Below are 22929 nucleotides of genomic sequence, written 5' to 3'. Positions count from 1 at the left end.
ACCACAAGCTCCGCGCTCGCGAACACAGAGGAGCCCTAATTGTGCCTAACGGCTCCATGACGGCGTCGAAACCTCACCCGCAACTCCCCACCGCCCCGCAAGCCGTACAGAAATCACACCCATCCTTCCGGATCATCGTCAGGTTCCCGCACTCCCCGCACAGCTTTCCAGCCGTCGGCTGCGCCGCGGTGCTGCCTGCAGGGGTCTGCAGGATTCCCATCTGCTGCAGCGGCAGGCCGCTCTCGTCGAGGATGCCGAGCATCGCGTAGCGGTGGATCATCAACTGCGCGAGATAGGCGACGGTCGAGGGGTAGTTGGTCTGGCGACGGGTACCGGGGATGAAGGCCATGAAGTCGCCGAGCGGTTCAGGGTAGTCGAGCAGTTTCCGCAGCTTCATGCCGATCCACGCCGGGTCGAGGACGCGCATGTCGAAGGACAGCAGCTTGGTCAGGCCGTCGAGGGCGCGCGGGTAGTTGCCGGAGAGCCAGACCGAGTACGGGCGAGTGACACCGTCGGGCAGGGTGATCTCCTTGAGGCCAAGGACGAAGTCTTCGCCGGTGGCGGGATTGAAGATGTCGACCGTCCAGGAGAGCGTGCCGTCGGTGCCGGTCTTCGGCTCCTTGCGGCTGAACATCGCGTCGAGCACCGGCGTCGGGCCTTCGTGCTTGAACGAGTCGAGGCGTTCGACGCGGTACTGGATCAGCCGGGCCATCGCCGAGACGACCGAGGGCATGCGCTGGCGCTCGCCGTGCGGCGGGAAAGGCATGTCGAAGCCTTCGTCGCCGGGCGTCTTGGCCAGCGATTCGAGCTTGAGCGCCAGCCAGCCGTGGTCGTTGGCGCGCATGTCCATCGACAGCGTCTTGGCCACCGCGCCGAGGCCGCGCGGCTGCTCGGGGCCGTTGACCCAGACTTCGAACGGCCAGCTACGGCCGTCCTGGTCTACGTGGCCGACGAAGAGCGCGAACTTGCCGTGCGTGCTCTCGATCATGTAGGTCCACGCCATGTTGCCTTCCGGCAGGTGCGGACGGTTCGGCCAGCGCAGGCTGGCCAGGACGGGGGCCGGCAGCGTCTTGATGGTCAGCCGGCGGTTGGCGTCGCCGAGTTCGAAGTCCTGCGGCTGCTTGCGGTCTTCAGCTTGCTTCTGTGACACCGACTGTGACCCGGACGGTGAGCCGACCGACAGCACCGAGCCGAGGACCGCGTTCGGGCGATAGGTGGCAAGTCCCTTGAGGCCGGCTTTCCAGGCGCTCAGGTAGAGATCCTGGAAGTCTTCGTAGGGGTAGTCGGCGGGGACGTTGACGGTCTTCGAGATCGACGTGTCGATGTAGGGCGCGACGGCGGCGACCATGTCCTTGTGCGCCTTGGCGGAGATTTCGAGCGCGGTGACGAAATAGTCGGGCAGCTTCTCGACGTCGCCGCCCTGGTGCTTGTAGAGGCGCCAGGCGTAGTCTTCGACGGCGTATTCCTTGAGCGTGCCGTCGGCCATCCGCTTCTTGCGGCTGTAGGTCCACGAGAACGGCGGTTCGATGCCGTTCGAGGCGTTGTCGGCGAAAGCCAGCGAAATCGTCCCGGTGGGCGCGATCGACAGCAGGTGCGAGTTGCGCAGGCCGTGCTTGCGGATCTCGGCCTTGATCTCGGTTGGCAGGCGCGAGGCGAAGTTGCCGCCGGAAAGGTAGAGTTCGGCGTTGAAGAGCGGGAAGGCGCCGCGCTCCTTGGCCAGGTCGACCGAGGCGAGGTAGGCGGTGTCGCGCATGAATTCGGAGATGCGCGCGCCCATCGCGGTCGCTTCGGGCCGGTCGTAGCGCAGGCACAGCATGCACAGCGTGTCGCCGAGACCGGTGAAGCCAAGGCCGACGCGCCGCTTGTTGGCGGCCTCCTCGCGTTGCCGGTCGAGCGGCCAGGCGGTGACGTCGAGAACGTTGTCGAGCATGCGCGTGGACACCTTGATGACTTCGCCGAAAGCGGCGAAGTCGAACTCGGCGCGGGCGCTGAAGGCGTCCTTGACGAACAGGGTCAGGTTGATCGACCCCAGGCAGCAGCAGCCGTAGGGCGGCAGCGGCTGTTCGGCGCACGGGTTGGTGGCCTCGATGACTTCGCAGTAGTAGAGGTTGTTGTCCTTGTTCATGCGGTCGAGGAAGAGGATTCCGGGTTCGGCGTGGTCGTAGGTGGATTTCATCACCTGATCCCAGAGGTCGCGCGCGCGCACGCGGCGGTAGACCCAGATGCCGTCGTCGCGCTGGAAGGCGCTCGCCCGTTTCATGTCGGCGTTGGGTTCGGCGCGGTGCGTCAGCTCGACCTCGGCGTCGGCTTCGACGGCCTCCATGAAGGCGTCGGTGACGGCGATCGAAACGTTGAAGTTGGTCAGGTCGCCGTGGTCCTTGGCGTGGATGAAGACTTCGATGTCCGGGTGGTCGCAGCGCAGTACGCCCATCTGCGCGCCGCGCCGCGAACCGGCGGATTCGACCGTCTCGCACGAGCGGTCGAAGACGCGCATGTAGGAGACCGGGCCGGAGGCGCGCGACTGCGTGCCCTTGACGATCGCGCCCATCGGTCGGATCGCCGAGAAGTCGTAGCCGACGCCGCCGCCGCGGCGCATCGTTTCGGCGGCCTCGGCGAGCGCGCTGTATATGCCCGGCTTGCCGTCGACGATCTCGACGACGGAATCGCCGATCGGCTGCACGAAGCAGTTGATCAAGGTCGCCGCGAGCGTCGTGCCGGCCGCCGAGTTGATGCGGCCGGCGGGAACGAAGCCGTTTTCCTGCGCCCACAGGAAGCGCGCTTCCCACTGGCCGCGCTGCTTCTCTTCCTCGTTGGCGGCGAGCGCGCGGGCGACGCGCCGGCGCACGTCATGCACCGAGGTTTCGTTGCCCTTGGCGTACTTTTCGACCAGCACCTCGCCCGAGATTTCCTGTTCCGCGAGCGGAAGGTTGACAGGCGCCTCGGCGATGGCCGAGAGGGGTAACTGGTGTACAAGCTGGCTCATGGTCTGTCCCTCGGATGGTGGGTAATGGTGATCAACAGGCGGCGGCTGCCGGCGGCGGCACCGGCGACGCCTCGCCGCCGGCCGGCGCAACAGACGTAAAGCTACTACATGTAGTGGCTGAAGGCAACAATGTTACTAGATGTAGTTTTCCGGAGACGGCCTGTCGGAGAGCCGGAAAGCCCTTGAAATCACGGCCTTGCGTCGGCTACGGGCAGCGGAACTTTTTTTTGGCGGGCGTGGCGCGACGCCTGACCCGCCAGAGCGGGGATCAGCCCGCCTGCTGTTTGGCGCGGTTGGCGTGCGCGATCAGCGCCGCGATGACGCACGAGGCGATGCGCGTTTCGGCGGTGTCGGCGCGACTGGTCAGGACGATCGGCACGCGCGCACCGAGCACGATGCCGGCGCTGAGCGCGTTGGCGAGATATTCGAGCTGCTTGGCGATCATGTTGCCGGACTCGAGGTCGGGGACGACCAGGATATCGGCCCGCCCGGCGACCGCCGAATTGATCCCCTTGGTCTTGGCGGCGACGATCGAGACGGCGTTGTCGAAGGCCAGCGGACCGTCGAGCAGGCCGCCCTTGATCTGGCCGCGGTCGGCCATCTTGCACAGGGCGGCGGCGTCGAGGGTGGACTGGATCTTGGGATTGACGGTTTCGACGGCCGAGAGAATCGCCACCTTGGGTTCGGGGGTGCCGATGATGTGGGCGAGATCTATGGCGTTCTGGATGATGTCGACCTTCTCCTGGAGCGTCGGCAGGATGTTGATCGCCGCATCGGTGATCATGATCGGTCGCGGATAGGTGGGCACGTCCATCAGGAAGACGTGGCTGATGCGGCGCTCGGTGCGCAGGCCGGCGGCGCGGGAGATGACCTCGGCCATCAGTTCGTCGGTGTGCAGGCTGCCCTTCATCAGCGCTTCGACGTCGCCGCTACGCACCAGCGTGACGGCCATTGCCGCGGCATCGTGGCTGTGTTTGACGTTCACGATGCGGTGCGATCCGAGGTCGAAGCCGTTCTCCTCGGCAACCGCCCTGATCTTCTGCTCCGGCCCGATCAGGAAGGGATCGATCAGGTTCGCCTCGGCAGCCAGCAGCGCCCCCCTGAGCGACTCGCGGTCGCACGGGTGCACGACGGCCATGTCGATCGGCGCCAGTCCCGCGGCACGCGCCACCAGCACCTGCAGGCGGGCGTACTTGTCCGAGATGGTGATTTCCGGCATCACCGTCCGCTTCGTCTTGATCTTCTCGGCTGGTGCCAGCACTTCGGCGCTGCCCGACACCACCAGCATGCCATCCTGGTTGACGCACGCGCAGTCGAGGACGATGTGGTGGTTGTGATCGAACTTCTGCCTGATCGTCACCGTCACGGTAATCGTGTCGCCGATCGTCACCGGCCGCGAGAAATGCAGCGTGGACTCGATGAGGACGGTTCCCGGCCCCGGGAACTGTGTGCCGAGGATCGTCGACAGCAGCGAGGCGGACCACATGTCGTGGGCGATGAAGTCGCGGAAGAGGCCGCTGTGCCGGAATTCGGTGTTGGCCAGCGCCGGGTTCATATCCCCGGACATCAGCGCGAAGAGCTTGACGTCCTCCGGGCGCAGGGTGCGTACCAGCGACGCGCTGTCACCGACGCTGATTTCGTCGTAGGGCCGGCTTTCGAGATAGTCCAGCGAGGTCTCAAAGTGCATGATGGGGCTCCGGATGGTGCTCAGAATCGCCATTATGCTGCAACGCACCACGCAATGGTAGGGGAGCGACGCGCAGGCTCCGGTGAGGCGAGGTCCATTGTCGCTTTCGCCCTGCGCGCGCCTTTCCTCGCCTCCGTTGACCTGGATCAGCCCCTGCCGCAGCCGGGACGCTAGACTTGGCTACGGCGTAGCAGAAACTGCCGAGGGCGCGGGAGACTGTCGTGACGGACGAGAGCATGGATGCAGGGCGGATCGAGGCGTTGTTGCTGCCGATCCTCGACGCTCGTCGCCGCGATCCGGGCGAACTGGTACAGATTCTGCGCGAGGCGCAGGAGGCGCTGGGCTACCTGCCGGCCGCCGCTCTGACCCTGATCGCCCGGGCGGTCGGAGTGCCGCGTGCACGCGTCGAGGGAGTCGCCGGCTTCTACTCGTTCTTGCATCTGGCGCCGGTGGGCCGCTATCGGGTTCTCTTTTCGGACAACATCACCGACCGCATGCTGGGCAGCGGCGACCTGCTGGATCGCCTGTGCAACAAACTGTGGATCGAGCGCGGCAAGCTTTCCGAGGATGGTCTGGTCAGCGTCGATACCACCTCCTGCACCGGCATGTGCGACCAGGGCCCGGCGCTGCTGGTCAACGGCAGGGCAATGACGCGCATGTCGGCAGAGCGCATCGACCGCCTCTGCGAGCTGATCCGGGCGCAGGTGCCGCTCGCCGAGTGGCCGAGCGAGTACTTCGTGGTGACCGACAACGTCCGGCGCCGCGACGCGGTGCTGGCGACCGAGTCGCCAGCCGGCGAAGCGCTGCGGGCAGCCATAGCGCGCGGGCCCGAGGCGATGCTCGCCGAAATGAAGGTCTCCAACCTGCGCGGCCGCGGCGGCGCGGGCTTTACCACCTACATCAAGTGGGAGTCGGCGCGTCGGGCGACCTGCCGGCATGCGCCGCCCGCGCGCTACGTGGTCTGCAACGCCGACGAGGGGGAACCCGGTACCTTCAAGGATCGCGTCCTGCTGACGAGCCATGCCGATCTCGTGTTCGACGGCATGAGCGTCGCTGGCGTGACGATCGGTGCCGAAAAGGGGCTACTCTACCTGCGCGGCGAGTACGCCTATCTGCTGCCGGCATTGCAGGAGAATCTCGAACGCCGCCGGCGCAATGGCTTGCTCGGGCCGGCGCTGTGCGGCCGCGCGGATCTCGCCTTCGACATCGACATCCACCTCGGCGCCGGCGCCTATGTCTGCGGCGAGGAAACGGCATTGCTCGAGTCGCTCGAAGGCAAGCGCGGCGTCCCGCGCATTCGCCCGCCCTTCCCGGTCCACGCGGGCTACCGCGGTCAGCCGACGGTGGTGAACAACGTCGAGACCCTCTGCAAGGCGGCGCTGATCGCGGTCAGGGGCGGCGCCTGGTTCGCCGGCCTCGGCACCAAGCAGTCGACCGGCACCAAGCTGCTGTCGATCTCGGGTGACGTCGAATCGCCGGGCATCTACGAATACCCGTTCGGCGTCGCGGTGAGCCAAGTGCTCAACGACTGCGGCGCCGGCAATGCCCAGGCGGTGCAGGTCAGCGGCCCGTCGGGAAGCTGCCTGGCCATGCACGAGTTCTCGCGCCGCATAGCTTTCGAGGACGTGCCGACGGCGGGTGCCTTCATGGTTTTCGGCGCCCATCGCGACATGTTCGAAGTCGCCCGCAACTTCGCCCACTTCTTCGCGCACGAGAGCTGCGGCTTCTGTACCCCGTGTCGGGTCGGCACCTCGCTGGTCGCCAACTGCATGGACAAGATCGCCAATGGCCGCGGCTCGCAATACGACATCAGCGAGATCTTCAAGATCCACCGCCTGTTGCACGCGGCCAGCCATTGTGGCCTTGGCCAGACGGCCTGCAATCCCTTGTTCGACACGCTGAACAAGTTTCGCCCGGCCTACGAGCGACGCCTGCGCTCGCTCGACTTCGCGCCGGCCTTCGACCTCGACCAGGCATTGGCCAGCGCCCGCCAGATGACCGGGCGCGACGACCCGGCGGCACACTTCGGTTTCGCGGCGAGAGGCGTGGGAGGCGAATCATGAGCGACGACTCCAGCATGCTGCTCGACGGCCTGCCCGTCGCCTTCGCTGATGGGCAGACAATCATGGAAGCGGCGATGGCGGCGGGGATCTTCATTCCGCACCTCTGCCATCACCCCGACTTCAAGCCGCAGGGCAGTTGCAAGCTGTGCACCGTCAAGGCCAACGGCCGCTACGTTTCGGCGTGTACCCTGCCGGCCAAGGACGGCATGGAGGTCGAGAACAATTCGCCGGACCTCAACGACAAGCGGCGGACGATGCTGCAGATGCTCTTCGTCGAAGGCAATCACTTCTGCCCCTCGTGCGAGAAGAGCGGCAACTGCATGCTGCAGGCACTGGCCTACGAGCTGGAAATGCTCTCCCCGCACTTCCCGGAGTTCTATCCCGACCGGCCGGTCGATGCCTCGCATCCCGAAGTGCTGCTCGAGTTCAACCGGTGCATCCTCTGCGAATTGTGCGTGCGCGCCAGTCGCGATGTCGACGGCAAGAACATCTTCGCGCTCTCCGGCCGCGGCATCACCAAGCACCTGATCGTCAATGCCGAGTCCGGCCGGCTGGCCGATACCGATTTCTCGCTCGCCGACCAGGCGGCGCACGTCTGCCCGGTCGGCGTGATCCTCGAGAAACGCCATGGCTTCGCCGTGCCGATCGGCAGCCGCCGTTACGACGTCGAGCCGATCGGCATGCAGGTCGAGCGGCCGGCGACAGCTGGCACGCCTGGCACGCGCGACGAGCAGGCCTGACATGAGCGCTGCCCTGCCCTCCCGGAAGCTGCGCCTCGCGACGACTTCGCTGGCCGGTTGCTTCGGTTGCCACATGTCTTGCCTCGACATCGACGAGCGGCTGCTCGACCTGATCGAGCGCGTCGACTTCGACCGTTCGCCCTTGACCGACCTCAAGGAGTGTGGCCCCTGCGACATCGGCCTGATCGAAGGCGGCATCTGCAACGCCGAGAACATCCACGTGCTGCGCGAGTTCCGCCGCAACTGCAAGGTCCTCATCGCCATCGGCGCCTGCGCGGTCAATGGCGGCCTGCCGGCGCAGCGCAACCATCTCGACCTCGGTCTTTGCCTGCAGGAGGTCTACCTGACCGGCACGGGGGTCGTCGGTGGGCAGATCCCCAACGATCCGGAATTGCCGCTGCCGCTCGACAAGGTGCACCCTATCCATGAAGTCGTTCGCGTCGATTACTTCATTCCCGGCTGCCCACCCTCGGGCGACGCGATCTGGAAGTTCCTGACCGACCTGCTCGATGGCCGAACCCCGCGTCTCGGACATCCCCTGCTGCATTTCGACTGAGACAGACCATGGCCAGCGAAAACTTCGAACTCGAGACTGCCGACGCCGGCGCCGGCACGCTGCGCCGCGTGGCGATCGATCCGGTATCGCGCGTCGAAGGGCACGGCAAGGTGACGCTCTTGCTCGACGAGAACGATGAAGTGCAGCAAGTCCGCCTGCACATCGTCGAATTCCGCGGTTTCGAGAAGTTCATCCAGGGCCGCCCGTACTGGGAGGTGCCGGTAATGGTGCAGCGCCTGTGCGGCATCTGCCCCGTCTCGCATCACCTGGCGGCGGCCAAGGCGCTTGACCACGTGGTCGGTGCCGACCGCCTGACGCCAAGCGCCGAGAAATTGCGCCGCTTGATGCACTACGGCCAGATCCTGCAGTCGCATGCACTGCATTTCTTTCACCTGTCGTCGCCCGACCTGCTCTTCGGTTTCGACAGCGAGGCCGGCCGGCGCAACATCGTCGGCGTCGCCGCCGCGCATCCCGACGTCGCCAGGCAAGGCGTGCTGTTGCGCAAGTTCGGCCAGGAAGTCATTCGCCTGACCGCCGGCAAGCGCATCCACGGCACCGGGGCGATTCCCGGTGGCGTCAACCGCGCGCTCACCCGCGCCGAACGCGACGGCCTGCTCGCCGACATCTATCCGATCATCGGCTGGAGCCGCCAGGCCGTGCAGCTCGTCAAGCGCCTGCACACGAGTGATCCCGCGCTCTACGACGTTTTCGGCAGATTCCCTTCGAACATCCTGTCGCTGGTCGGTGCCGACGGCGTGCTCGACTTCTACGACGGCCGCCTGCGCGCCCGCGATGCCGACGGCAAGATCATCGTCGATGGCGTCCACGTCAAGGACTACCACGAACTGATCCGCGAGGAAGTCAAGCCGTGGAGCTACATGAAGTTCCCGTTCCTGACGGCGCTGGGGCCGCGGGACGGCTGGTACAAGGTGGGCCCGCTGGCGCGCGTACAGAACTGCGCGTCGATTCCGTCGCCGCTCGCCGAAGCCGAGCGCCGCGAGTTCATGGAGCACGGCCAGGGCAAGCTGATCCACGCGCCGCTGGCGTATCACTGGGCGCGCATGATCGAGATGCTGCACGCCGCCGAGACGATCAAGCACCTGTTGCACGACGACGACCTCTCGGGCAGCGAACTGATCACCAGCGGCAGCCGCAGCCGCGATGGTGTCGGTGTCATCGAGGCGCCGCGCGGAACGCTGATCCACCACTACCGCGTCGGCGACGACGACCTGGTGACGATGTGCAACCTGATCGTATCGACGACGCACAACAACCAGCCGATGAACGAAGCGATCCGCCGCGTCGCCCGCCGTTACCTGAACGGTCGCCAACTCAGCGAAGGCCTGCTCAACCATATCGAAGTCGCCATCCGCTGCTTCGATCCCTGCCTCTCCTGCGCCACGCATGCGCTCGGCAAGATGCCGCTGCAGCTCGAATTGCAGGATGCGGCCGGCCAGGTGCTGCAGCGTCTGCGCGCCTGAGCAGCGGATGCCGAGGTCAGGAGGGCGTCGCTGATGTCACTGGTGCCGGCCATGCCACCCGCCCCGGTGGTCGTTCTCGCCTGCGGCAACCCGAGTCGCGGCGACGACGCACTCGGACCCCTGCTCCTCGAACGCTTGCAGAACTGGCTGCATTCGGTCGGCCTGGCCGACGGCTTCGAGTTGATCGGCGACTTCCAGTTGCAGGTCGAGCATGCCCTCGATCTCACCGGACGGCGCCTGGCGCTGTTCATCGACGCCGGCGAGCAGACCCCGTCGCCTTACGCCTTTCGCCAAGTGGCGGCGGCCGGCGTCGTCAGCCCCGGCACGCATGCCTTGCCTCCCGCCGCCTTGCTCGCCGTGCTGCGGCGCATCGGCGAGCCGCCGCCGCCGGCTTTCGTGTTGTGTGTGCGCGGCGAGCGCTTCGCGCTGGGCGAGGGCTTGAGCCGCGCCGCGCGAGACCATGCGGACGCTGCCTTCGAACTGCTGACGGGGCTATGCCGCGCCTCCCGGGTCGACGCCTGGCAGGCGCGCGTAACCCGCGACGTGTAGGGGCCGGCCAGAACCCTGCCTGCGGCTTACAGAGAAGTCGTGTCAGCGGCCCAGGCCGCTCGCCGCCAAGGCAGGCCGGTCACCAGCGATCGGATTCAGATCCGTGTACGCTGGCGTGCAGCGCCGGCATCGGCTCCTCGCCGTGCGCTGGAGCTGCCCGGTAACCATCCATCCGACGAGCAACGGCTGTTCAGCCGGCAAGACCAGATGCTATATTGAGCGGCCGGGAGATGCCATTGCTCCTGGAGCCACCGTTGTACGGCCGACGCCGGCCACAGGGTTGCCGGATGTGCTGCCTGGGTTCGTTTCCAGCCTGTCCGCTGCGGCAACACGTTTTCGGGGCAGGAATATTTGAAAGCGATTCTCGCGATATCGGTCGGTGCCGCGCTTGGCGCACTGTTGCGCTGGCAACTGGGGATCAGGCTCAACAGTCTCTTCCCGACGATTCCACCCGGGACGCTGGTCGCCAACCTGGTCGGTGCCTACGTCATCGGCGTCGCCATCGCCTTCTTTACCTCGTTCTCGGCGCTTTCCCCGGAATGGCGCCTGTTGATCATTACCGGGTTCTGCGGCGGTCTGACGACATTCTCGACCTTCTCCGCGGAATTGATGATCCTGCTTCAGCAGGGGCGGATTTCCTGGGCGCTCGGCATCGTTGCGGCGCATGTCGTGGGTTCGGTGGCGATGACTTTTGCCGGTCTGGCGACCGTCTTCTGGGCGCGAGGTTCGCCATGAGACGCCCGGCAACACGCAGTCGGGTTCCGGGCGCGCCTGGCGCGAACCGCTACGGACGCAGCAAACAACTGAGGAAGGCATGGAAGGCTCATTTCTGCGGTTCTATGTGACCGAGTCCGAGGCGCACCACGGGGTTCTTCTCTGGGAGTGGCTGTTGATCCAGGGCAACCGGCTCGGCATTCGCGGCGGCTCGGCGTTCCGCGCCATCGGCGGTTTCGGGCGGCGCCACACGCTGCACGAAGACCGGTTTTTCGAGCTGGCGGGGAGCAGCGGCATCGAGGTCGAGTTCGTGGCCACCGACGAGGAGGAGCAGCGACTTTTCGATCTGATCAATCGCGAGCAGATCCGGATCTTCTATACCCGCATCCCGGCCCGCTTCGGGGTCATCAATCCGGATGCCGAGGACCCTCCGGCGACCGACAACCCGTAAGCGATGCCAGTGGCGGCGGCGGCAGATCGTGAATTGTCGCCGACCCGTGCCGGAGCGGGCTGGCTCACCGGATCAGGGGCAAGGCCGTACGCGCCGTGCCCCTGTGATCCGTCAAGGCTCAGTAGGTCAGGGTCTTCGGCAGATCCTTCGCCTGCTGCACCCAGGACTCGACCATGGCCAACGTTGGCGGCTGCTTGCTGACCTGTTCGCTGGTGTTGGTGTCGATGATTTTGGCGTGCAGATTGTCGGGGCGCCGCGTTGCCAGTTCCTTGACCGTATCGACCCCAGCTTTTTCGAGCAGGTCCGAATAGACACCGGAGACGCCCTTGATGCGGGCGAGATCGGCGCGGTTGGCCAACTCGAGGATGACGCGGGGATCGCAGCCACAGGTACCGGCGAGCGCCTTCCGCTGGGCCGGAGCGGCGGCCGCAGCAAGAAGTTGTTCGTTGTTGGTAATCCCCGCTTCCTTGAGCTTTTCGCTGATCGTCGGGGTGGCACCCTGTAGATCCTTGACCGAGACTGTCATTTCAGTTTTCTCCTCTGGTATGTTGGTGCGAAGCAAAGTTTCGATGTCGTCGGGCTACCCGAGCTGCAGGGGCGTTCGACGGGCACGATTCTAATACCAGTGAAGACATGCGGGGACATCGCGCCACTCGCCGGCCTCGCCGGCCTCGCCATGTCCTGTCGCGGGGCCAGTGCCTGCAGGCCGGCCGGAGGCGCGGACGCCACCGTGATCGTCACCGCCGGGAACGCGTCGCCAGCCGCAGGCCGAGCGCCAGGACCGCCAGCGAGGTCAGCGCAATGACGCCGCCCCAGAACCAGTACGGCAGCCACAGCGCCTGCGCAATGACGGCGGTGTCGGAGGCGTGGCGCATGCCGCCGATGACGGCGCTGGACGTGAACAGATAATCCAGGTCCTGAAGCCAACTCAGGCACAGCAGAGCGCCGGTCAGGCGCAGCACGAAAGTCACCGCACGATCGCCCAGCCACAGGGCGACCGCGGCGAAAAACAGCGCGCTGGCGACGAGGAAGATCACGCCGAACGGATTGCGCGCCCACACGACGACGACGCCGAGCAGACCGCCGGCAACGAGCCAGAGCATCGCCCGCGCCTGTCGCGCCGAGCGCGCCAGAATGATCAGCAGGCTACCGGCAATGCTCGGGCCCAGCAGACCGCCGGCGGCCACGAGCGCGGTGCTCAGGCGGCCGCCCGTCCCCCGCCACAAGGCCAGCCCGGAGCCGTCGGCGTAGAGGGCGAAGCTGCTGAACTCGCCGCCGACGAGCAGTGCCGTCAGGCCGTGCCCGAGTTCATGGGCGCAGGTTGCCAGCAGCGAGAACGGATAGAGAATCGATCGGCCGTACGGCAACTGCCAGGTCACGACGATGAGCGCCAGCACCCAGAGCAGCGCGCGCAGCGGATGTTCTGCCGATGTTTCGGACGACGATCGCGGCGACGCTGTCGACATGGAACTCATGGCTCGCGCCCAGGCTGCACTGGCAATTCGCGCCCCACGTCCGCCTGCCGGGAATCCCGGACTGGGCGAAAAGCCCGCACACCAAGAACGACGCCGGTGATCAGCAGGGCAATTCCGACCAGCGCTGTGCCGCCCGGCAGTGCGCCCCGCCAGATGAAGGCATAGGCAAAGGCCGCCAGGGTTTCGAAGACGATCAACTGGCCGGTGAGGGCTGTCGGCAACAACTTGCTGGCGCGGTTCCAGAGCAGGGTGCCGAGCCACGAGGCGCACAGCCCGAGGGTCAGCATCAGGCCGACGTAGCGCCCCGGATGCGGACCCAGAGGATAGTCGTAAGCGCTCTCCCCCCCGGCATGGACGCCCGCCACTGCCATCCCGAGGGCAGCCAGGGGCAGCGTCGCCAAGCCCTGGGCGAGGGCCCAGGTACCCGAGGCCAGAGCCGGTCGCCGGCGCAACCAGCGCGAATTGCGCACCGGGTACCAGGTCCAGGCGACGACTGCCGCCAGCGCCAGCAGGGCGCCGACGACATAGTCGTGCGCGCTACGACCTTCGCCGCGCTGCGCCATCTCGTGACTGTTCACCAGGGCGATGCCGAGGGCAATCACTGCCAGCGAAGGGAGCAGACGCCGCCACGGCAGTGCCTCACTGCCGAAGTTCGAGACGATGGCAATGACGATCGGCAAGGTGCCGATCAGCATCGTCGGCAACGGCGCATCGGCAAGCTGGATCGCCGCCGACAGGAACAGGTAGTAGAGGATGTTGCCGACCAGCGCCAGCTCGCCGGCCATTTGCCAGTCATCTCGCTGCAGGCGCCGCAGGCCCGGTAGATCGGTCAAGGCGAGGAGCAGCGCGATGACGCCGAAACCGAGGTAGCGCCCGAACGAGAGCATGGCCGGCGGATAGTCCGGCAGCATCAGCGGAACGACGAAGACCAGCCCCCAGAGCAGGCCGGCGCCGAGCGCGCAGGCGACGCCTTCGACGAGTGCGCGGCTGGCCGATGCCTGCGGCCGCATGCTGACGTCTGCCTTCGCGTATCCCGAGTCGCAGCGGCCTAGTAGCGCAGGCTGGGCAATCTCGGCAGTTGCGGCCACTCGACGGCATCGAGCATGTTCTTGACCAGCAGGCCGAGTTCGGTGTCACCAGTGATCGACAGATCGCGGTTGAAGAACAGGGTGTCCGGGTCCTCCTGACGAGCGAGCAATTGCAGAAAAGCAGACAGGTTGGCGCGAAACGACAGATCGGGGGCGTCCGGCAATCTGAAGAGCGGCCGAAACAGACCACGGCGATAGGTGAAACAGGCCTGCCCGCCGGCGTCGACGACCTCGACGACGAAACTTCGCCCTTCAAGTTGCGCCAGGCTGTCTTCCGGCAGCAGGCCGACCTTGGCGGCAGCGTTCAACGCCGTCGCCAGGGCCAGGGAGTGCGGCCATTGCGGCAGATGCACGCCAATGGTGGAAACCAGGCCGGGCAGCCTGAAACGGGGAATTGCGAAGAGCTGGCTCATGTACCGATTCCTTCCTCTGTTGCGGCGACCGCCGGAGGATGCCGGACGATGCCGGCTTCGCCAAACCAGTAGCCGTTCACCAGGCCCTCGGAGGCCCAGCCGGCGGTGTCCGGATCGACAGCCCGAGCGTGGCGAGCCGCGTCGAAAGCGGCAATTATCGCCGACATCGCCTGGGGCTGCGGACTGATGCGCACCACCTCGATGCCCAGGTCCAGCAGATCCGGCATTTGCGGCAGGAGATTGTAGGTCTGCGCCGACATCGTCTGAATGCCGTTGATGGTCAGGAACGGCTGCCCGGTGCGCGTGCGCAGCGTCAGCCCCTCGGGGTGATCGAGGCACTTGAACTGGCAGTCGTCCTTGTTGAGGATGTAGCGACGCGCCGTGAAACAGCGAGCCGAGAAGGCGAGCGGCAGTTTGCCGAAGACAAAGACTTCGGTCTCGACGCCTGCCGGGCGACTGCGATGCAGTGTCTCGATCAAGCGGCTGTCGCCCTCCAGCGGCGGTACCCAGCGCCGCATGCCGTAGCGGAAGAAGGTAGCCAGCGTCGCTTCGTTGTAGATGTTCAGGTGCGGCCCGGCAACGAACGGACGACCCGCGGCGATGCCGACCGCGCCGAGGTCGTTGACTTCGAGGCGGCAGCCGGGAATGTTGGTCAGTTCGTCGGTAAGTTCGTCGGCCAGGCGACGCACTGACTTGAGATCACTTTCCGATTCGAGCAGGGCCTGTGCGGCAACGACCACTTCCTTGCCGGCGGCGGCCAGATCGCGCGCCAGCGCAAGCCAGTCGGCCACGCGAATCTGCTGGCGGCGCGAACAGACGACCTCGCCAATGGTGATGATGTCGATGGCCGGGTTCTGCGCGATTTCGGCATAGAACTCGAAAACCTCGTGTTTGGGCCAGAAGTAGAGCAGCGGTCCGAGGGCCAGTTTCATATCTTGCTCCTAACGCCATGGCCGGTTGTAGGCACCGAGCGTCACCTGGCTCCCCTCGGAGACCTTGGCCAGTTCGGCCTGCCAGGCCGGACGGACGTGAAAACGCTGACCATCGCGGGCCAGCGCGTCGAGCGCGGCGCGCAGGGTACGCGTCACTTGCGCGACGTAGGTCGGGCTGCGTTGACGCCCCTCGACCTTGATTGCCGCGACGCCGGCTGCGGCGATCGCCGGCAGGATTTCCAGCACGTTGAGACTGGTCGGCTCTTCGAGCGCGTAGTAGGTCTCGCCATCGACCGCGAAGCGGCCCTTGCACAGGGTCGGATACCCGGCCGGTTCGTCGTCGCCGAAACAGTCGATGACGATGCCGTTCAGGCGCGTCGTCATCTGTCCCGGCGAGCGTTCCCACTGCACGTACTTCGCCGGCGAACACGCGCCGACGGTGTTCGGTGATTCGCCCGTGGCGTACGACGACAGCCAGCAGCGTCCCTCGTTCATCACGCACAGGCTGCCGAAACCGAAGACTTCGATCTCCACCGGCGTGTTCCTGATGACCGTTTCCACCTGCACCAGAGTGAGTACGCGCGGCAGCACCGCACGCCGGACGGCGAACTCGCGATGGGCGAAGTTGACGGCTTCGTAGCTGGTCGCCGAGCCCTGCACCGAGAGGTGCAGGCGCAGCGTCGGGTGACGCTTGCTGGCGTAGTCGAGCAGACCGATGTCGGCGAGGATCACCGCGTCGACACCGAGATCGGCGGCGCCATCGACCGCCCGCTGCCAGTCAGCGGCACGTCCGGGCTGCGCAAAGGTGTTGATCGCCATCAACACCTGCCGATGACGCGACTGGGCGTAGCGAATTCCCTCGACCATCGCCTTGTGATCGAAATTCAGGCCGGCAAAGTTGCGGGCGTTGGTGTCATTCCGGTAGCCGAGATAGACCGCGTCGGCGCCGTTGTCGACGGCTGCGCGCAGCGCCGGCAGGCTGCCGGCAGGACAGACGAGTTGAGGGATTGTCGGGCGTGCCATGGGAATCCTCGTCGAGCGAAGCACGCCAGTATAGTCACGACGGCCTGGCGGCACTTGATTCCGGTCAAGTTGCGGGCGAATTGGCCAACTCGCGCCGCAAGCGGCGCAGATACGGCAGCCCGTGCAGCGCCCGCGTGCCGTACCAGGAGACCAGTTCCCCATCGATCAGCGCCGCGCGCACGCCCGGCAGTTCGTCCAGCAGTTGGCGCCGGTGTTTTTCACGAAACGGGTAGGGCTCGCTCGACAACAGAACGATGTCGGCTTCGCGGGCCACGCTGGGTAGGTCGACCTCCGGATAGCGGACGCTGCTGAGCACGGGCAGCGTGTCCCAGCCCGCTGCCGCCAGCATGCGCGAGATGTAGGTGTCGCGGGCAACGCTGAGCCAGGGTTGGCGCCAGATCAGGTACAGCACCCGCTGTCGCGGCACGCCGGTGAGCCAGGCGGTGGTCGCCGCCCATTCGCGCTCGAAGGCGGCGCACAGATCCGCGGCCTGGCTCTCGCGCCCGAAGACGCCGCCGACCAGCCGGTACAGATCGAGGTTGTCGCGCGGCGCCAGCGGGTGGGTCACGATCAGATGCGGCACGAAGTCGCGCAGCGCCTCGACTTCCTCGCGCCGGTTCTCGTCGATGTTCGCGATGACGTGCGTCGGCGCCAGCGCCCGCAGCGTATCGATCGAGAAACCTTTGGTGCCGCCCACCTTCGCTATCCGCCGAACCGCTTGCCGAGGGTGGACGCAGAAACCGGTGCGGCCGACGAGAACACCGGCGAGTCCAAGGTCGATCACTAGTTCGGTGATGCTCGGCACCAGCGAGACGATCCGTGGGCTGCCCGGATAGCGGTCGTGCGGCTTGCCGAGCGCGTCAGACCATTGCATGATTCGGCCTCTGCCATGTGGAAGAACAGGAGAGACAGATGCTAGCCCAGAAACTTGCCGTTGTGACCGGTGCCGCGCGTGGCCTCGGCCTCTCGGTGGCACGCGAACTGGCGGCCGCCGGCTGTCTGGTACTGATGGTCGGGCGTACGGCCGAAACGATCGAAGACGCTGCCCGGGACCTGCAGGCGCTGGGCCACAAGGTGCTGCCGCATGTCGCCGACGTTACCGACGCGAGCGCCGTCGCCGCGCTCGCGGCGCGCTTGCGCCGTGAGTTCGGGCGCGCCGACATTCTCGTCAACAACGCCGGCGTGCTGCTCGAACCGCGCGGCTTTGCCGTTCCCGAGGATGCCAGCGCGCTTGTCGTCGACCCCGAAATCGTTGCCGCCACCTATGCCTGCAACGCCCTCGCGCCGCTGCGCCTGATCCAGGCGATCGTGCCGCTGATGCGCGACAACGGCTGGGGGAGAATCGTCAACGTCTCGTCAGGCATGGGGCAGCTAGCTGACATGGGAGGCTGCTGGCCCGGCTACCGGATGTCCAAGGCAGCGCTCAACGCGCTGACGCGCCTTACCGCCAGGGAGCTGGAAGGGAGCCCGATCAAGGTGAATGCGGTCTGCCCGGGCTGGTGCCGTACCGAGATGGGTGGCCAGGACGCCACGCGCAGCGCCGACGAGGGTGCCCAGGGAATCGTCTGGGCAGCGCTGCTGCCGGACGACGGACCGAGCGGCGGCTTCTTTCGCGACGGCAAACCGATCGACTGGTGAGCTTGCCTGCCGTCGACTTCCCGGCCCGCCGCGGCGCCTCCCTCGGCAGTCGGCCCGGCCGGAGCTGCCGACCCGGGTTCACCAGGCCGGGGCAGCGTCCGCCAGCGGCTTGAGGACGATGCGCAAGCGGTCGATCTCTGCTCTGAGTCCGTCGAGCAGCGGCTTCAATTCCGACGGCTCGCTGAAGATGGCGTATTGTTCGAGGCGCTGCGCCAGGCGGACTGCCGGCAACGCACCGAAAATGGCGAGGGTGCCATGCAGCGCGTGGGCGACCGACACGACGCCCTGGAGATCGGCGCTGGCCAGCCCGCGCTGCATCTTGTCCAGATCGCGCGGACAGTGTTCGAGGAACGCGGCGGCGATCAGTTCCACGGTTTCCCGGTCGGCGTCCGCCAGGGCAGCGCCATAGTCGAAGGCGCCCGCTGCGGCAGGCAGCTCGCTCGCTACCAGCGGCTCAGGCACGACGACCGCGGTGGATGTTGCGCCGGGGCCACCGTCGAAGACGCCGCCGAGGCCCGCCAACAGATCGTCGCCAGTAAGCGGTTTCGGTAGACAGGCGCTCACCCCGGCCTCGCGGCAGGCTTGCGCAGCGATGCTGCCGAGCCACGACGACCAGAGCACCTGCGTCATCGGCGCGTCGCCGGCGGCCGCGCGCAGCCGGCGGGCCAGCGCCAGGCCGTCGACCCCGGAACGGCAGGCGTCGAGCAGAACGAGATCGGCCAGCGGTGGTGTGCCGACGCTGGCGAGGGCCGCCACCGCCGATTCAACGGCCGTCACGACGGCGCCGGCGCCGGCGAGGGCACGCGCCAGGACGGCACGCGTATGGGGGTTCTCTGCCAGCAGCAGAACCCGCCGGCCGGCCAGTCGTCGGTCCTTGCGGGGCAGCGGGCGAGCCTGTCCATCGATCCCGCAGCGAAGCGTAAAGTGGAAGGTACTGCCTTGCCCGAGCGTGCTGTCGACCCGGATGTGGCCGCCGAGAAGCTCGGCCAGGCGTGCCGAAATCGTCAGCCCGAGGCCCGTGCCACCATACCTGCGGGTGATCGAGCCATCGGCCTGGGCGAAGGCGTCGAAGATCGTCGCCAGCTTTTCTTCGGGGATGCCGATGCCACTATCGATGATGGCGAAGTGCAGCCCGACTTCGTCGGCGTTGCCTGCCGAGCACTCGAGGCGCACGATCACCTCGCCCTGCGAAGTGAACTTGATCGCATTGCCGACCAGGTTGACGAGCACCTGCCGCAGCCGGCCGGGGTCGCCCAGGACATGTGTCGGGACGTCGGCGGCGATGTCGCCGATCAACTCGATCCCCTTGTCGGACGCGCGCAAGGCCAGTGCCTTGAGCATCTCGCCAACCACCTGCCGGAGGTTGAAGGAAACCCGCTCGGCGACGAGCTTGCCGGCCTCGATCTTCGAGAAGTCGAGAATGTCGTTGAGGATGGTCAGCAGCGCGTCCGACGACTGCTTGACGATCTGCAGGTGGGCGCGCTGACGGTGGCTGAGCGTGCTGCCGAGAAGCAGATCGGTCATGCCGATGACGCCGTTCAGCGGCGTGCGGATCTCGTGGCTCATGTTGGCCAGAAACGCCGATTTCGCGCGGTTCGCCGCTTCGGCGTCTTCCTTGGCCAGGCGCAACTGCTCGGAAGCCATCTTGGCACTCGATACGTCCGCGAGGTAGCCGTTCCACAAGCTGCTGCCGTCAGGCATCGCCTTGCCGTGCGCCTCGCCGTGCACCCAGACGATCCGACCACTGTGGCGATCGATCAGGCGGAAGTCGACCGACCAGGGCGACTGGCTGGCGGCCGCCTGGGCGATCGACATGTTTACCAGCTCGCGGTCGTCCGCATGCACCAGATCATGCAGCGCTTCGGGGCTGGCCATCGCCTCCTCGGCGGACAGCCCGCAGATCTGCGCCAGGCCGCGGCTGAAGAAGCGGAAGGTACGCCCGCCCGCACCCGACAGGTGGTACTGATAGACGGCGACCGGGATGTTCTCGGTAACCTCGCGCAGGCGCGCGTCGGCCTCCTTGAGCAGGCTGACGTCCTGCCAGATGCCGGTGTAGATCGTCGCGCCATCGGCCGCGAGTTCGGGCGCCGGGTGGATCTGGCAGCGAATCCAGCGCAGCGCTTCGTTCGGCAGGTGGATTCGATACTCGTCCTGCCACGCCTGACGCTGCATCGCGGCCACCCAGGCACCACGCATGACGCGCTGACGATCATCGTCGGCGATCTGCCCGGTGATCACGCTGGCATCGGCGAAAACGGCCTCGCGCGGATGCCCGGTGATCTCGCTCACACGGTCGCTGAGAAAGGTGTAGCGAACACCGCGCAAGCCGATCTCGCACTGGAACACGGCGGCGGGAACGGTATTGGTAATGTGGCGCAAACGCGATTCGGCGGCCCCGACGGCGGCTTCCTGTGCTTTCCGCTCCGTAATGTCGACGATGGCACCGAGGAGCCCGGCAATGCTGCCATCCGGCCGCGTCAGCGTCGCCTTGTGGTAGATGGTGTCGCGCCGCCTGCCGTCGCGGCCCTCGACCTGCGCCTCATAGACCTGCTGTCCGGCGGTCGCCAGGAGTTGCCGGTCGCGCTCGGCGTGCAACGCCGCCTGTTCGGCAGGCAGCAGGTCGGCAACGGTTCTCCCCAGCCACTCGCTACGCCGGATACCGAAGAAATCCTCACTCGCCTTGTTGAATTGCAGGTAGCGTCCGGCAGTGTCCTTGAGGTAAATCGGCAGCGGCAGGACTTCGAACAACTCCTGAACGAAGTGCAGTTGCTGATGCAGCTGCTCGAGCGCCAGCCGCCGTTCGGTGACGTCGTTGAGGGTACCCGCGATGCCGGTGAAGCGCCCGCCATCGTCGAACTCCGCGCGCGCAAAGATCTCCAGCCAGCGGCCACGCCCGTCGCGCGTCCGATAGCGCGCTTCCTCGCGGATGGACGCGATCTCCTGCCTGGCCAGGGCAGCGAAACGCACCGCAGCGTAGCGCCGGTCTGCCGCCGGGACACTCTTCAGCGACGGCCGCCCGAGGCTGTCCTGAATGGCGAAGCCGGTAATTTCGGTCCAGGCCGGATTCAGGTAGGTCCAGCAGCCATTGGCATCGGTGCGGAAGATGACTTCCTTGAGGCTCTCGACAACAGACCGGAAACGACGCTCGCTGTCGGCAAGTTCACCTTCGATCCGCTTGCGTTCGCTGATGTCGGTGCGGATGGCGATGTATTGCAGTGGTTGGCCGCCCTGATCGCAGAAGGGCACGATGCTGGCGTTGACCCAGTAGAAACGGCCTTCCCGGCTTCGATTGCAGAGCTCGCCATGCCACACCTGGCCAGCGGAAATCACCGCCCACATCTGCGCAAACAGATCCGGCGGGTGCATCCCCGACTTGACGATGCGGTGGTTGCGTCCGAGCAATTCGTCGCGCGTGTAGCCGCTGATCTCGCAGAACCTGTCGTTGGCGTAGGTAATCGTCCCGTGCACATCGGTGATGCTGACGATGGCATGCTGGTCAAGGGCGAACTTCTGGTTGGCCAGCGCCAGTAGCGCGCCCTGCAAGTCCCTTTGACTCGCCTCGCGCTGGCGTACCAGGTCGGCCATCAGTACGGAAAGGGATTCGAGATCGTCTCCCGGCGGCAGGCTCGGCTCGCTGCCGCCGAGCAGCCCACTGGCGGTGTGGCGCAATGAGCCGATGGCACGCGTGCGACTGGCCAGTTCGCTGCGCAAGCGGTCGTTGGCCTCGAGAAGTTCGTCCGAACATAAATCCAGGCTGCGCGTCTTGAGTTCCAGGTCGCGGTCGTTCTGCGCGTACGCCAGGCCGACATGACCGAGAAAACCTGCCAATCCGTTGACGAAGCGTACCGCCTCGGGCGACATGCCACCCTGTGCGGCAAGTGCTTCCAGTTCATCCAGAACCGCCGCCGCGCGTTCCCCATCAACGCCAAGGCGGCGCCGCATCTGTCGCTTGAGAAGCTTGTGCATGCCCGAGCCGATCAAGGATGCGAACCGGCCGGGCGAGTTTCACCGATGTAGGCCACGGTCATCGTCTGGTTGTGCAGCCGGCAGCCGCCGCTTCGCGCGAAGGGGCCAATCTCGCCGTAGGAATAGAAACCGGCCAGAACGGCGCTGTTGCCGAACACTTCGCCGACGGCTTCGACCTCCTCATCAACGCGGCCGCCCATCACCAGCTTGCGCCCGACACAGCTCACCAGCAGGGCCAGGCCCTGTCCATCGGGTCGGCGCATCTGCTGCACGGCCTCGGCGGCCGCCTCGGCGCCGTCGACCAGGGCATCGGTGCTGGCGTGCATCAGTTTCAGGTAACCCTCGGGGTCGATCTCGCCGGCCAGCGTCAGGCTGCCATCGCGCTCATCGACGCCGAGGATGGTGCGGATCAGTCCCACTTCGCGGTGGTCGCTGCCAAGCATGGCAAAAGGGAAAAGCAGACCCGATGCCGGCAGTCCGCTGGCGTGCTCGCCGAGGTAGCGCTTATAGACCTCCAGCGCCGGCTCGCCATCCAGTTCACGGAGGACGTTGCCGGCACAGCCGGTCACCTTGCGTGCCGGACCGAAGGGAGACCAGCCTCCGAAGGAAGCGTGGCAGAAGTCCAGATCCTCACCGTAGAGCCCGAGGATGACCAGCGTGTCCCTGCTCGCCCCCCGGCCGTCGAGTACCCAGGTTTCGCGGAAGGCACCGCCGTCGCCGGCGAGGCCACCGGCAAGCGGGACGCCTGGGCCGAGAACGTCACCGATCCCGACCAACAGGGCGCAACCATTGATCCTGACTCCCTGGCCAAAGACCAGGACAGCTCGCAAGCCATCCTTCGGCAGCTGTGCGGCGAGCCGCCGACCGGCGCCAAGCGAATCGTCCATTGCCGCCAGTGTCGTCGAGGCAACAGCCAGACGCGTGCTCGCGAAGCCTACGGCGGTGACCACGCACGCATTTTCGGAAACCCCGGCCGCCGAGATCTCGCCAGCGGTCGAGCAACCGACGCGATGCGCGTCGGGAAAGAGAGTCGCCAACGGCGCCGCCGCAGCCTGCAGCAGATCGCTACCGCCGAAGGCCAGGATCAGATCCGCGCGCACGCCGGTCAATTGGGCCAGTTCGCTGGCGATGGCCGGAGCATTGCGAAGAACGACCTGCGCAGTGTGCATC

The 22929-nt window shown here is 66.4% G+C and carries 19 protein-coding genes; 8 read left to right on the top strand and 11 right to left on the bottom strand.

Features of this window, described 5'->3' with window-relative positions; genetic code table 11:
• Positions 1-73 precede the first annotated feature (73 nt).
• Positions 74-2983, bottom strand: a complete 2910-nt coding sequence (locus CAP2UW1_RS05035; RefSeq protein WP_015765576.1) for an adenosylcobalamin-dependent ribonucleoside-diphosphate reductase — start codon at positions 2981-2983, stop codon at positions 74-76.
• 268 nt (positions 2984-3251) lie between these two features.
• Positions 3252-4670 carry a bifunctional enoyl-CoA hydratase/phosphate acetyltransferase gene (locus CAP2UW1_RS05030; protein WP_015765575.1) on the bottom strand — a complete coding sequence of 473 codons (1419 nt, stop codon included), beginning with the start codon at positions 4668-4670 and terminating at the stop codon, positions 3252-3254.
• Positions 4671-4906: 236 nt separating this feature from the next.
• Between CAP2UW1_RS05030 and CAP2UW1_RS05025 the strand changes: the two genes are divergently transcribed.
• From CAP2UW1_RS05025 to CAP2UW1_RS04995, 7 genes are all read left to right on the top strand, one after another.
• On the top strand, positions 4907-6733 hold the full coding sequence (locus tag CAP2UW1_RS05025) for an NAD(P)H-dependent oxidoreductase subunit E (protein WP_015765574.1): 1827 nt from the start codon (positions 4907-4909) through the stop codon (positions 6731-6733).
• Positions 6730-7473 carry a 2Fe-2S iron-sulfur cluster-binding protein gene (locus CAP2UW1_RS05020; RefSeq protein WP_015765573.1) on the top strand — a complete coding sequence of 248 codons (744 nt, stop codon included), beginning with the start codon at positions 6730-6732 and terminating at the stop codon, positions 7471-7473. The genes CAP2UW1_RS05025 and CAP2UW1_RS05020 overlap by 4 nt, the downstream gene beginning before the upstream one ends.
• Position 7474: 1 nt before the next feature.
• Positions 7475-8029, top strand: a complete 555-nt coding sequence (locus CAP2UW1_RS05015) for an NADH-quinone oxidoreductase subunit B family protein (protein WP_015765572.1) — start codon at positions 7475-7477, stop codon at positions 8027-8029.
• A gap of 8 nt (positions 8030-8037) precedes the next feature.
• Complete coding sequence (locus CAP2UW1_RS05010) at positions 8038-9510, top strand: Ni/Fe hydrogenase subunit alpha (RefSeq protein ID WP_015765571.1); 1473 nt, start codon at positions 8038-8040, stop codon at positions 9508-9510.
• Positions 9511-9543: 33 nt separating this feature from the next.
• Complete coding sequence (locus CAP2UW1_RS05005) at positions 9544-10059, top strand: hydrogenase maturation protease (protein ID WP_015765570.1); 516 nt, start codon at positions 9544-9546, stop codon at positions 10057-10059.
• A gap of 351 nt (positions 10060-10410) precedes the next feature.
• A complete protein-coding gene (crcB, locus tag CAP2UW1_RS05000) occupies positions 10411-10794 on the top strand; it encodes a fluoride efflux transporter CrcB (protein ID WP_015765569.1) in 384 nt (127 codons plus the stop codon).
• Positions 10795-10873: 79 nt separating this feature from the next.
• Complete coding sequence (locus CAP2UW1_RS04995; protein WP_015765568.1) at positions 10874-11224, top strand: DUF190 domain-containing protein; 351 nt, start codon at positions 10874-10876, stop codon at positions 11222-11224.
• Positions 11225-11342: 118 nt separating this feature from the next.
• On the opposite strand, the gene CAP2UW1_RS04990 is transcribed toward CAP2UW1_RS04995, so the two are convergent.
• The 7 genes from CAP2UW1_RS04990 to CAP2UW1_RS04960 form a co-directional block, all read right to left on the bottom strand.
• On the bottom strand, positions 11343-11750 hold the full coding sequence (locus tag CAP2UW1_RS04990) for a DUF4332 domain-containing protein (RefSeq protein ID WP_015765567.1): 408 nt from the start codon (positions 11748-11750) through the stop codon (positions 11343-11345).
• A gap of 211 nt (positions 11751-11961) precedes the next feature.
• Positions 11962-12699 carry a M50 family metallopeptidase gene (locus tag CAP2UW1_RS04985; protein WP_015765566.1) on the bottom strand — a complete coding sequence of 246 codons (738 nt, stop codon included), beginning with the start codon at positions 12697-12699 and terminating at the stop codon, positions 11962-11964.
• Positions 12696-13709 carry a DMT family transporter gene (locus CAP2UW1_RS04980; RefSeq protein ID WP_015765565.1) on the bottom strand — a complete coding sequence of 338 codons (1014 nt, stop codon included), beginning with the start codon at positions 13707-13709 and terminating at the stop codon, positions 12696-12698. The genes CAP2UW1_RS04985 and CAP2UW1_RS04980 overlap by 4 nt, the downstream gene beginning before the upstream one ends.
• Positions 13710-13747: 38 nt before the next feature.
• Positions 13748-14200, bottom strand: a complete 453-nt coding sequence (gene ubiT, locus CAP2UW1_RS04975; RefSeq protein ID WP_015765564.1) for a ubiquinone anaerobic biosynthesis accessory factor UbiT — start codon at positions 14198-14200, stop codon at positions 13748-13750.
• Positions 14197-15132: a U32 family peptidase gene (locus tag CAP2UW1_RS04970; RefSeq protein WP_015765563.1), complete on the bottom strand. Its 936-nt coding sequence runs from the start codon at positions 15130-15132 to the stop codon at positions 14197-14199. The genes ubiT and CAP2UW1_RS04970 overlap by 4 nt, the downstream gene beginning before the upstream one ends.
• Positions 15133-15141: 9 nt before the next feature.
• Entirely contained in the window at positions 15142-16155 is a 1014-nt protein-coding gene (gene ubiU / locus CAP2UW1_RS04965; RefSeq protein ID WP_015765562.1) for a ubiquinone anaerobic biosynthesis protein UbiU, read from the bottom strand.
• A gap of 64 nt (positions 16156-16219) precedes the next feature.
• Positions 16220-17029, bottom strand: coding sequence for a helical backbone metal receptor (locus tag CAP2UW1_RS04960; protein ID WP_015765561.1), 810 nt, complete (start codon positions 17027-17029; stop codon positions 16220-16222).
• A 38-nt stretch (positions 17030-17067) separates the two neighbouring features.
• Between CAP2UW1_RS04960 and CAP2UW1_RS04955 the strand changes: the two genes are divergently transcribed.
• Positions 17068-17793 (top strand): SDR family NAD(P)-dependent oxidoreductase, encoded by a 726-nt coding sequence (locus CAP2UW1_RS04955; RefSeq protein WP_015765560.1) that lies wholly within the window; start codon positions 17068-17070, stop codon positions 17791-17793.
• 78 nt (positions 17794-17871) lie between these two features.
• Here the strand turns inward: CAP2UW1_RS04955 and CAP2UW1_RS23535 are convergent, their stop codons facing one another.
• Both CAP2UW1_RS23535 and CAP2UW1_RS04945 read right to left on the bottom strand, forming a co-directional pair.
• On the bottom strand, positions 17872-21759 hold the full coding sequence (locus CAP2UW1_RS23535; RefSeq protein ID WP_015765559.1) for a PAS domain S-box protein: 3888 nt from the start codon (positions 21757-21759) through the stop codon (positions 17872-17874).
• A gap of 11 nt (positions 21760-21770) precedes the next feature.
• Positions 21771-22928, bottom strand: coding sequence for an FIST signal transduction protein (locus CAP2UW1_RS04945; protein ID WP_015765558.1), 1158 nt, complete (start codon positions 22926-22928; stop codon positions 21771-21773).
• Position 22929 lies beyond the last annotated feature (1 nt).

The sequence above is a fragment of the Candidatus Accumulibacter phosphatis genome, from assembly GCF_000024165.1.
GTDB lineage: Bacteria > Pseudomonadota > Gammaproteobacteria > Burkholderiales > Rhodocyclaceae > Accumulibacter > Accumulibacter phosphatis.
Note: the sequence above shows the minus strand (reverse complement) of the source record. Positions and strands in the feature narration are given on the sequence as shown.